The sequence below is a fragment of the Streptomyces racemochromogenes genome, from assembly GCF_044129415.1.
GTDB classification, from domain to species: domain Bacteria; phylum Actinomycetota; class Actinomycetes; order Streptomycetales; family Streptomycetaceae; genus Streptomyces; species Streptomyces racemochromogenes_A.
On the sequence record NZ_JBBDHD010000179.1, the window covers coordinates 1 to 10,215 of the forward strand.

The following is a 10,215-nucleotide window of genomic DNA, read 5'->3' on the forward strand; positions in this document are numbered from 1 at the left end:
CCGGGCCCCCCCCCCACCCCCCCCGCCAAAACCGCGGGGGGGGCTGTTGACAGCCCCGCCGGCGTTTGAGGCGGAAACGGAGAAAGGGCGGGGCGGGGAGAGGGCTCCGCGCAGCGGCGCCCCGTCCCCGCCCCGCCCCGGGACTACAGGGCGACGCCCAGGAGGGCGTCCACGGTGCGGGAGACCAGGCCGGGGGCCGTCTCGTCCGTCTCGTCGGAGGCGAGCTGCGCCTCGACCCAGCGGTCCACCGCCGCGAGGGCGGCAGGGGCGTCCAGATCGTTGGCGAGGGCCTCGCGGACCTCCTCCACCAGGGCATCGGCCGGGACGCCGTCCGGACGCGACACGGCCGCGCGCCAGCGGGCCAGGCGGGCCTCCGCCTCCGCGAGGACGGCGTCGGTCCACTCCCAGTCCGCCCGGTAGTGGTGCGCGAGGAGCGCCAGCCGGATCGCCGCCGGGTCCACCCCGGCCCGGCGCAGGGCGGAGACGAAGACCAGGTTGCCCTTGGACTTCGACATCTTCTCGCCGTGCAGGGCGACCATGCCCGCGTGGACGTACGCCTTGGCCATCGGGAACTCGCCCGTCAGCGTGTGCGCGTGGGAGGCGCCCATCTCGTGGTGCGGGAAGGCGAGGTCGGAGCCGCCGCCCTGGATGTCGAAGCCCATGCCCAGGTGTTCCAGGGCGATGGCCACGCACTCGATGTGCCAGCCCGGCCGGCCGCGCCCCAGCGAGGCGCCGTCCCAGCTCGGGTCGCCCGGACGGGCGGCCATCCACAGCATCGGGTCCAGGGGGTTCTTCTTGCCCGGGCGGTCCGGGTCGCCGCCGCGCTCCGCGGACAGCAGCCGCATCGCCTGGGCGTCGAGGTTCGAGACCCCGCCGAAGTGCGGGTCGGACTCCACCGAGAAGTAGATGTCACCGTCGAGCTCGTACGCGGCGCCGGCATCGCGAAGCCGTTCGACGAGCGGCACGATGCCGGGTATGGCCTCGACGGCCCCGATGTAGTGCTGCGGGGGCAGCATCCGCAGGGCGGTCATGTCCTCGCGGAAGAGGGCCGTCTCGCGCTCGGCGAGCTCGGTCCAGTCGTGCCCGTCGCGCAGCGCCCGCTCCAGGAGCGGATCGTCCACGTCCGTGACGTTCTGGACGTAGTGGACCTGGCGCTTGTTGTCGAGCCACACGCGCTGGACGAGGTCGAACGCGTTGTAGGTCGCCGCGTGACCGATGTGGGTCGCGTCGTACGGCGTGATGCCGCAGACGTAGAGGCGGGCGACGGGACCGGGGTCGAGGGTGACCGTCCCCTGGGTCGCGGTGTCGTGGATCTGGAGGTCGCGGCCCTTGCCGGGCAGGGCGGGGACCTCAGAAGCGGGCCAGGCATGCATGCTTCGAGCCTAACCGGACGACTGTTCCGGAAACGAATGCGAGCAGCACTGTTGGCTTGATCAGCACCCTTGTGCTCCGGCTGGATCTGTGCGTTCGCCGCATCCGGGCGCCCGCCCTGCTCAGACGGGCGGCCAGGGGATAGCGGGCCACTGCCCGGAGGGCTTCGGATGGGTCCCGTTGCTCAGCAGCAGCGCCACACGGGCCCGTACGGCGGCCAGCTCGACGGGGGTGATCAGTTCGGCCAGCCGGGTGGCCAGCGGGCCGTCCTCGGCCAGCTGGGCCTCCAGGGAGGTCAGCACCGAGCGCGCCTCGCCGGTCAGCGGCTCCCCGGCCCAGCCCCAGAGCAGGGTGCGGAGCTTGTCCTCCGAGTGGAAGGTCACACCGTGGTCGATCCCGTAGAGGCGTCCGTCGGGCGCGGGAAGCAGGTGTCCGCCCTTGCGGTCGCCGTTGTTGATCACGGCGTCGAGCACGGCGAGCCGGCGCAGCCTGGGGTCGTCGGCGTGGACGAGCAGGGCGGTGCGGCCCTCCCCCACCTCGGCGAGGGCGACCGCCTTCCAGCCCTCGCCGGCCTCCTCGCCCTCCACGAGGGCGAGGAGCTGCGGCTCCGGCTGTTCTCCGGCGTCGATCCAGTGCTGCACCATGCCCTCTCCGTACGGGCCGTCGCGCAGCACGGTGGTGGGCACGAGCCCCCAGCCGGTCGCCTCGGAGACGAGGTAGGCGGCGCGTTCACGCCGGGCGAGGTTGCCGTCGGGGAAGTCCCACAGCGGCCGCTCGCCCTTGACGGGCTTGTAGACGCACTCCGCGGTGCGGCCCCCGTAGGTCGCGGTGCACAGCAGGACGGCGTTGGACGCCTCGGCGATCCGGCCGCGGACGGTGAGCTCGCCGCGGGTGAGCAGCTCCTCTATCGGGGTCACGGCGCTCACACCTGGCGCCGGTACCCGTTCTGGCGGGGGCACACGTGCCCCTCGGGGTCCAGGGGGAGGCTGCACAGCGGGCACGGGGGGCGGCCGGCGTTGACCACGTCCAGGGCGCGCTTGGCGAAGGCCCGGGCCTGGGCGCCGGAGAGCCGGACGCGCAGCATGGGCGGGCCGTTCTCCTCGTCCTGGAGCAGCCGCTCCTCGGCCTCGGCGAGGTCCTCCTCGGAGTCGGCGTCGAGCTCGACGAGCGCCTGGGCCTCGACGATCATCCGCTGCTGTTCGCCGTCCCAGGCGAGCGCCATGGTGCCGACGCGGAACTCCTCCTCGACGGGGACGTCGAGCGGGGCGGTGTCGGCGGCCTCGGTGGAGGCGACGGCCGGGACGGGGGCGTTGCCGCCGGTCCGCCGGACGACCTCGTCCAGGAGCTCGTCCATCCGCTCGGCGAGCGCGGCGACCTGGGTCTTCTCCAGGGAGACGCTGGTGACGCGGGGTCCCTGGGAGGCCTGGAGGAAGAAGGTGCGACGTCCAGGCAGACCGACGGTGCCCGCCACGAAGCGGTCCGGCGGGTCGTAAAGGAACACCTGACGGGGCACGACCGGTCTCCAAGTCTGGGGCGGGGGCAGGGCTGCGCACTGTGTTGGCCCTGCCACCCTACTGCGCCGCCCGATCAGGCCGCGCCCGCGCCGCCTCCCACGACGGCGTTGCCGCCTCCCTCGGCCGCGTTCTCCGCGGGGGGCGCCGCTGCCGGGATGAGGGGGGCGAGGTCGCCGGTGTCGCCGAGGCGCAGCAGGAAGGGCCGGCTGGGGGTGTAGCGGATCGCGGTGACCGAGCACGGGTCGACGTGGATGCGCTGGAAGAGGTCGAGGTGCATGCCGAGGGCGTCGGCGACGACGGACTTGATGACGTCGCCGTGGGAGCACATCAGGAAGACGGCGTCGGAGCCGTGCTCCTCCTCGATCCGCGCGTTCCACTCGCGGACGGCGTCCACGGCGCGGTGCTGCATGGCGCGCAGGGACTCGCCACCGGGGAAGGCGGCGGCCGAGGGGTGCTGCTGGACGATCTTCATGAGTGGTTCGTCGGCGAGTTCGGAGAGTTTGCGGCCCGACCAGTCGCCGTAGTGGCATTCGCCGATGCGCTCGTCGGTGTGCAGGGGCAGGCCGGGGCGGGCGGCGAGCAGCGGGGCCAGGGTCTCCTCGCAGCGCTGGAGCGGGCTGCACACGGCGGCCGCGAGGGGCACGCCGTCGAGCCGTCCGGGCAGCGCGGCCGCCTGCGCGGCGCCGCGCTCGTCGAGGGCGACCCCGGGGGTCCAGCCGGCGAGCAGCCCGGCGGTATTGGCGGTGGACCGCCCGTGTCGTACGAGGATCAGCGTGGCCATGGGAGCAGCCTAGGGGGTGCCGGGGTGCGGCCGGGGCTCGGTGGGGGAAGAATGCGCCGGGTGATTGTGGACTGCGCGATGTACCGGGACGGCCGGCGCTCCGAGGCCCCGGGGGACCTCTCGGAGGCCCTCGCACAGGCGCGCGCGGTCGGTGACGCCTTTCTGTGGATCGGCATGTACGAACCGACGGAGGAGGAGTTCGACCACGTCAGCCGCGAGTTCGGGCTGCATGGGCTGGCGGTGGAGGACGCGCTCACCGCGCACCAGCGGCCGAAGCTGGAGGTGTACGACGACTCCCTGTTCGTCGTCCTCAAGCCGGTGCTGTACGACGACGACGCGGACCGGGTGACCGCGGGCGAGCTGATGCTGTTCATCGGCGACTCGTTCGTGGTGACCGTCCGGCACGGCGAGGGGGCCGCGCTGGCCGCGGTGCGCCGCCGGCTGGAGCACGAGCCGCAGGTGCTGCGGCACGGGCCCACGGCGGTGCTGTACGCGGTGTCCGACGCGGTGGTGGACCACTACATCGAGGTGGCGGCCGAGCTCCAGGCGGACCTGGAGGAGCTGGAGGCGGAGGTCTTCGCCCCGCAGACGGCGGACACCAAGAACACCGCGGCGCGGATCTACGGGTTCAAGCGGCAGGTGCTGGAGTTCCGGCGGGCCACGAGTCCGCTGCTCCAGCCGATGGACCGGCTCGCCTTCGGGACCGTGCCCTTCGTGCACGACCACGCCAAGCCGTTCTTCCGGGACGTCGCCGACCACCTGACGAAGGCGAACGAGTACATCGAGGGCCTGGACCGGCTGCTGTCGGACGCGCTGGCCGCGCACCTGGCGCAGATGGGGGTCCGGCAGAACGACGACATGCGCAAGATCTCGGCCTGGGCGGCCATGGCGGCCGTGCCGACGATGGTCGCGGGGATCTACGGGATGAACTTCGACCACATGCCGGAGCTCAGGCACGTGTGGGGCTATCCCGCGGTGCTGGTGCTCATGGCCGGCCTGTGCGTGGGGCTGCACCGGATGTTCAAGCGGCGCGGCTGGCTGTAGCGGGCGTGCGGCGGCCCGGTTCAGGCCGGGGCGGGCAGCGGCCGGCCGCCGAGGGGGTCGGTGCGCTCGGGCGGGCGCAGCCCGATCATGCGGTGCCAGCCGCTGAAGCGCTCGTAGGCGTACGTGGCGCGGATGCCGGCGGCGAGGGCGGCTGCCTTGGGAGCGGGCCAGCGCAGCAGCCGTCCCATGTGGTCCATGACGGCGAGGCTGACGTCCCGGTAGACGGCGATCTCGGCGAGGGCGCTCTCGCGCAGGACCCGGTGGATGGTCCGGCCATGCCCCGCGCGGGCCAGGCGCAGCAGTTCCTCGTGGCAGTAGGCGAGGTGGTTGGCCTCGTCGTGGCTGATCACCCTGACGGCCTTGCCGACCTCGGGGTGGTCGCCGAAGTGGCGCAGCAGCATGTCCATCTGCTCGGCGGCCCGTTGTTCGGTGACCCGGCTGTGGGCGAGGTAGACGATGACGTCCTCCTCGTCGAGCGGCATCTCGCGGAGCAGCTTGTCGTGGGCGAGGCCGATGCCGCGGCGTTCGAGGAGCATCGTGTAGTCGGTCTCGGGCGGGACGGGGACGGCGGGCAGGCCGCGTTTGCGCAGCAGGGCGCGGAAGATCCGGCCGTGCTTGTCCTCGTCGGCGCCGTGCCGGACGATCTTGGGGGCGAGGTCGCGCATGGTGTCGGGGACGAGGGCGGCGATCCTGGCGTTCTCCCAGCCGCCCTGCGACTCCCCGCCGGCGGCGATGGAGCAGAACAGCTGGAAGGAGTCGTCGTGGTCGACGATCTCCCGGAACAGGCTGCGTGCGGAGAGCATGGAACGAGTCAAATGCGGATGGGTCGGGCGGGCAACCGAGGGGTCGCCCCGCTCGGCCGAATGAACGAAAACTCCGCCCGGCCCGCGGGGCGTAACCCCGGGGGCGGCCCGCGCGTTGTTGGCTGTGTCGGCCGTGGCGGGGAAGACCCCCGAGCCCCCACCACGGCCGCTGAGCCCCTCGCCGGGGGCGTCGCTACGCCAGCCCGGCCCGCTCCAGCGCCTCGGTGCCGGCCCGCAGGGCGGTGAGCCGCTCGTCCAGGGTGAATCCGGCCGGGGCGAGCGTGAGGGTGGTGACCCCGGCGTCGGCGTAGGCCCGCATCCCGTCCGCGATGCGCTCCACGGAGCCGAGCAGGGTGGTGGAGTCGATCAGCGAGTGCGGGACGGCCGCGGCCGCTCCGTCCTTGTCGCCGCCCAGGTACCTGGCCTGGATCTCGGCGGCCTCCTTCTCGTACCCCATCCGCTGGGCGAGCTGGTTGTAGAAGTTCTGCTTGGCGCTGCCCATGCCGCCGACGTACAGGGCGGTGTAGGGGCGGAACATGTCGGCGAGGGCGTTCACGTCGTCGCCGACGGCCAGGGGGACGGTCGGGCAGACGTCGAAGCCGTCCATGGTCAGCCCGGCCTTGGCGCGGCCCGCGCGGAGGGGGCGCAGGGCCGTCTCCTCCAGGTGCTCGGCGGCCGGGAAGATCAGCAGGGCGCCGTCGGCGATCTCGCCGGTCTGCTCCAGGTTCTTGGGGCCGATGGCGGCGATGTAGAGCGGGATGTGCGGGCGCTCGGGGTGCACGGTCAGCTTGAGCGGCTTGCCGGGGCCGCCGGGCAGCGGCAGGGTCCAGTGCTCGCCGTCGTGGCTGAGGCGCTCCCGGCTCATGGCCTTGCGGACGATCTCGACGTACTCGCGGGTGCGGGCGAGGGGCTTGTCGAACTTGACGCCGTACCAGCCCTCGGAGACCTGGGGGCCGGAGACGCCCAGGCCCAGGCGGAAGCGGCCCTTGGTGAGGGAGTCCAGGGTGGCGGCGGTCATGGCCGTCATGGCGGGCTGGCGGGCCGGGATCTGGAAGATGGCCGAGCCGACGTCGATGCGCTCGGTCTGGGCGGCGACCCAGGCCAGGACGGTCGCCGCGTCGGAGCCGTAGGCCTCGGCCGCCCAGCAGACGTCGTAGCCGAGGCGGTCGGCCTCCTGGGCGACGGCGAGGTTGTCGGCGTCCATGCCCGCACCCCAGTAGCCGAGATTGATGCCGAGCCGCATGTGTCGTCCCCTAACGATGTGCCGGTTTACCGCTCAGTAACGTGGGTCTGGGCAGGGACTCTAGCGCGCCCGACGGCCTCGCGGCAGTGCCCCAGTAGTCTCAGCGCTCATGGAGCAGAGGCATCTCGGCCGCACCGGACTGCGCGTCTCCCGGATCGGCCTCGGCACCCTGACCTGGGGCCGCGACACCGGCGAGGAAGCCGCCGCCGAGCAGTTGAAGACGTTCTGGGAGGCGGGGGGCACCCTGGTCGACACGGCGGACGTGTACGGCGGCGGGGAGTCGGAGTACCTCCTGGGGCGGCTGGTGGGCTCCCTGGTACCCCGCCGGGACCTGGTCATCGCGACCAAGGCGGGCAGCGTCCCGGACCCGGACCGGCGCTTCAACGGCTCGCGCGGTCACCTGCTGTCCGCCCTGGACGACTCGCTGGACCGCCTCGGCACCGACCACGTGGACCTGTGGCAGGTCCACGCCTTCGACCCGGAGACCCCCCTCGACGAGACCCTCCAGGCGCTGGACCTGGCGGTGGCCAGCGGACGGGCCCGCTACGCGGGGGTGTCGAACTTCAGCGGCTGGCAGCTGGCCAAGGCCGCGACCTGGCAGCTGGCGGCGCCGGGGGTGCGGACCCGGCTGGCCTCGACGCAGATGGAGTACTCCCTCCTCCAGCGGGGTGTCGAACGGGAGGTCCTCCCGGCGGCCCTGGACCTGGGCGTCGGCCTGCTCCCCTCCTCCCCCCTGGGCCGGGGGGTCCTCACGGCCAAGTACCGCGAGGGAACCCCGGCGGACTCCCGGGGCGCCTCGGCCTCCCTGGCGGCCTTCGTGGAGCCGTACCTGGACGAGGCGGCGGGCCGGATCGTGGACGCGGTCGTCACGGCCGCGCAGGGCCTGGCGGTCACCCCGCTCCAGGTGGCCCTGGCCTGGGTCCGCGACCGTCCCGGGGTCGCCGCCCCGATCGTCGGCGCCCGTACGTCGGCGCAGCTCGCTGCGGCACTGTCGGTGGAGGCGCTTAGTCTTCCGGAGGAGATCCGCCGGGCGCTGGACGACGTGTCCGCCCCCGTGCACCGCTACCCCGACCAGGACTGGAGCACCCTGTGAGCACGGACCCCGAGACGACCCCCGAGGCCACACCCCCCGGGACGGACCCGGAGGCCTCCGGCGCACCCTCCCCCCGGGAGGAACGGGCCGAAGCCGACACCGAGGCCGGGGCCGGGGCAGAACAGGAGGCCGAGACCGGGGCCGAGGCGGAGCCGGACGCCGACACCGGGGCGGAGCCGGAGGCCGACGCCGACACCGGGGCGGAGCCGGAGGCCGGGGCCGAGACCGAGGGCGGGGCCGACACCGGGGCCGAGGCCGGGCCGGAGCCGGAGGCCGGGGCGGAGCCGGAGGCCGGGGCCGAGACCGACACCGGGGCCGAGGCTGGGGCGGAGTCGGAGGGCGGGGCCGGGGCCGGCGGGCTGAGCGAGGCGCAGGCCGAGTTGGCCGCGCAGCGGGTGGAGCGGGAGCGGATCGCGCGGCGGAAGGCCGAGCGGGAGCATCCCGTCGACGCCGGCGGCAAGCTCAGCGGCCGGGCCGCCGACCTGCTGGCCGCCGTACGGGCCGTGGAGAGCGGGGCCAAGGCACCCGTGCCGACCTTCGACGAGGCGCCGGCCGCACCCCGCCGGGCGGCGGCCCCCGCTCCCCCGCAGCCCCGCCCGCAGGCGGCCCCGGCCCGGACCGTCGGGGACGTCGCGGCCGTGCGGGCCGTGCTCGCGCGGGGTGGGGCCCCGGAGGCGCTGGCCGGGCCGGCCGCCGAGGCCCTCGGGGAGGGCGCGGCGGAGCGGCTGGCCGAGGACCCCTGGCTGCTGCTGGCCGTGCCCGGGGTGCGCCCGACGCAGGCGGACGGCTTCGCGCAGGCCCTGCTGGGCCCGGCGGCCGGCCCCGCCGACGCGCGGCGCGGCGCCGCCCTGCTGGACTGGCTGCTGGCCCGGGCCGCCGAGCGCGGGCACACCGCCCTGGAGGCGCCGGTGCTGGAGAAGGCCCTGGCCCAGTACGGGGTGCCGGACCCCGCCGGGACCGTGGAGGCGGCGATCGGCGACGGCGCGGTGCTGGTGTTCCACGAGCCGTTGGGCGAGCCCGTCGCGGAGGACGAGGAGCAGCCCGTACGCGTCCTCGTGGGCCTGGAGGAGCACGCCCTGGCCGAGGAGAGCCTGGCCGACGGCCTCGCCCGGCTCGCGGCCACCTTCACCGCCCCGGCGGACTGGTCCGCGGCGGCGTCCGGTCCCGGTGCCGAGCTGGTGCGGGCCGCGGCCGGCGCCGGCCTGGTCACCCACTCCGGCGGCGAGGCGGCCCGCGCCGAACCCCTGGCCCTGGCGGCGGCCGCCCGCGAGCTGGGGCTGCGCACCGTCCTGGCCGCGCACGCCCCCGCGCCCGGCGCCGTCACCGTCGCGGACCTGCTGGCGGGGGCCGAGGGCCCCGGGCGGGACGCGGACGGCCGCTTCGAACTGGACCTGCTGGTGGTGCTGGACGCCCCGCAGCTGGACGTGGGCACGGCGGCGGCCCTGGTGGAGTCGGTGCCGGACGGGGCCCGGCTGGTGCTCTCCGGCGACCCCGGGGTGCTCGGCTCGGCCGGGCCCGGCCGGGTGTTCGCCGATGTGCTGGCCGCCCGCGCCTTCCCCCACGTGGTGTCCCGGACCCCGGACCCGGGCCCGATCGGGGAGCTGGTCTCGGGGATCGGGATCGGGGAGCTGAACCAGGTCGACGCCCCCGGCAAGGAGGTCGTCATCGTGCCGGTGCGCGACGCCGGCGAGGCCGTGCACCGCACCGTGCAGCTGGTGGCCGACTCCGTGCCGCGTGCCTTCGGCGTCCCGGCGGAGGCCGTGCAGGTCGTCACCCCGGGCCATGGCGGCCCGGCGGGGACCCGGGCGCTGAACGCCGCCCTCAAGGAGCGGCTGAACCCGGGCCCCGGCCGGTTCCGCGGCTTCGACCCCGGCGACCGGGTCGTGCACGTGCCCGCGCCCGGGCGGGCGGTCCCGGCCCGGGTGGTGTCGGCCGACGCGGAGGGGCTGCACCTGGACGCGGCCGGCGCGCGGATCGTCGTACCGCAGGACCGGGTGGAGTCGCGGGTGCGGCACGGGTGGGCGGTGACGGCGCACCAGGCCGTCGGCTCGCGCTGGCCGGCGGTGGTCGTCGTCCTGCCGGGGGACGCGGCGCAGACCCTGTCCCGGGACTGGGTGTACACGGCGTTCGGGCGGGCCGAGCGGCACCTGTCGGTGGTGCACGGAGTCGAGCAGGCGCTGGCGCAGGCGGTGGCCCAGGTGCCGCCCAAGCCGCGGACGACCCGGCTCACGGCCCTGCTGCGGACCCTGGCGGCCGCCCAGCAGGAGCAGGCGTAGGCGCCCGCACGAAGCGGGGGGGGGGGGGGGGGGGGGGGGGGGGGGGGGGGGGGGGGGGGGGGGGGGGGGGGGGGGGGGGGGGGGGGGGGG

At 75.2% G+C, this 10,215-nt stretch carries 9 protein-coding genes; 3 read left to right on the forward strand and 6 right to left on the reverse strand.

The genetic code is table 11. The annotated features are described in order from the left end of the window. Positions 1–143: 143 nt before the first annotated feature. The 4 genes from mshC to WDV06_RS34075 all read right to left on the reverse strand — a co-directional run bounded on the left by mshC (position 144) and on the right by WDV06_RS34075 (position 3,666). Positions 144–1,373: a cysteine--1-D-myo-inosityl 2-amino-2-deoxy-alpha-D-glucopyranoside ligase gene (mshC, locus tag WDV06_RS34060; protein WP_395513689.1), complete on the reverse strand. Its 1,230-nt coding sequence runs from the start codon at positions 1,371–1,373 to the stop codon at positions 144–146. A 120-nt stretch (positions 1,374–1,493) separates the two neighbouring features. Beyond that, the gene (locus WDV06_RS34065; RefSeq protein WP_395513690.1) at positions 1,494–2,288 is read right to left on the reverse strand and encodes an SCO1664 family protein; all 795 of its coding nucleotides are present in this window, start codon (positions 2,286–2,288) and stop codon (positions 1,494–1,496) included. A gap of 5 nt (positions 2,289–2,293) precedes the next feature. Beyond that, the gene (locus tag WDV06_RS34070; protein ID WP_045951302.1) at positions 2,294–2,884 is read right to left on the reverse strand and encodes a DUF3090 domain-containing protein; all 591 of its coding nucleotides are present in this window, start codon (positions 2,882–2,884) and stop codon (positions 2,294–2,296) included. Positions 2,885–2,958: 74 nt separating this feature from the next. Further along, entirely contained in the window at positions 2,959–3,666 is a 708-nt protein-coding gene (locus WDV06_RS34075; RefSeq protein ID WP_395513691.1) for a histidine phosphatase family protein, read from the reverse strand. Between the two features lie 51 nt (positions 3,667–3,717). Between WDV06_RS34075 and corA the strand changes: the two genes are divergently transcribed. Next, the gene (corA, locus tag WDV06_RS34080; RefSeq protein WP_395513692.1) at positions 3,718–4,710 is read left to right on the forward strand and encodes a magnesium/cobalt transporter CorA; all 993 of its coding nucleotides are present in this window, start codon (positions 3,718–3,720) and stop codon (positions 4,708–4,710) included. A gap of 20 nt (positions 4,711–4,730) precedes the next feature. On the opposite strand, the gene WDV06_RS34085 is transcribed toward corA, so the two are convergent. Both WDV06_RS34085 and WDV06_RS34090 read right to left on the reverse strand, forming a co-directional pair. Further along, positions 4,731–5,513 carry a ferritin-like domain-containing protein gene (locus WDV06_RS34085; RefSeq protein WP_395513693.1) on the reverse strand — a complete coding sequence of 261 codons (783 nt, stop codon included), beginning with the start codon at positions 5,511–5,513 and terminating at the stop codon, positions 4,731–4,733. Positions 5,514–5,706: 193 nt separating this feature from the next. Next, on the reverse strand, positions 5,707–6,756 hold the full coding sequence (locus tag WDV06_RS34090; RefSeq protein WP_395513694.1) for an LLM class F420-dependent oxidoreductase: 1,050 nt from the start codon (positions 6,754–6,756) through the stop codon (positions 5,707–5,709). Positions 6,757–6,865: 109 nt separating this feature from the next. Here WDV06_RS34090 and WDV06_RS34095 point away from each other — a divergent pair, with 109 nt between their 5' ends. Further along, positions 6,866–7,849: an aldo/keto reductase gene (locus WDV06_RS34095; protein WP_395513695.1), complete on the forward strand. Its 984-nt coding sequence runs from the start codon at positions 6,866–6,868 to the stop codon at positions 7,847–7,849. After that, on the forward strand, positions 7,846–10,125 hold the full coding sequence (locus tag WDV06_RS34100; RefSeq protein WP_395513696.1) for an ATP-binding domain-containing protein: 2,280 nt from the start codon (positions 7,846–7,848) through the stop codon (positions 10,123–10,125). Before WDV06_RS34095 ends, WDV06_RS34100 begins: the two co-directional genes overlap by 4 nt. Positions 10,126–10,215: the final 90 nt, after the last annotated feature.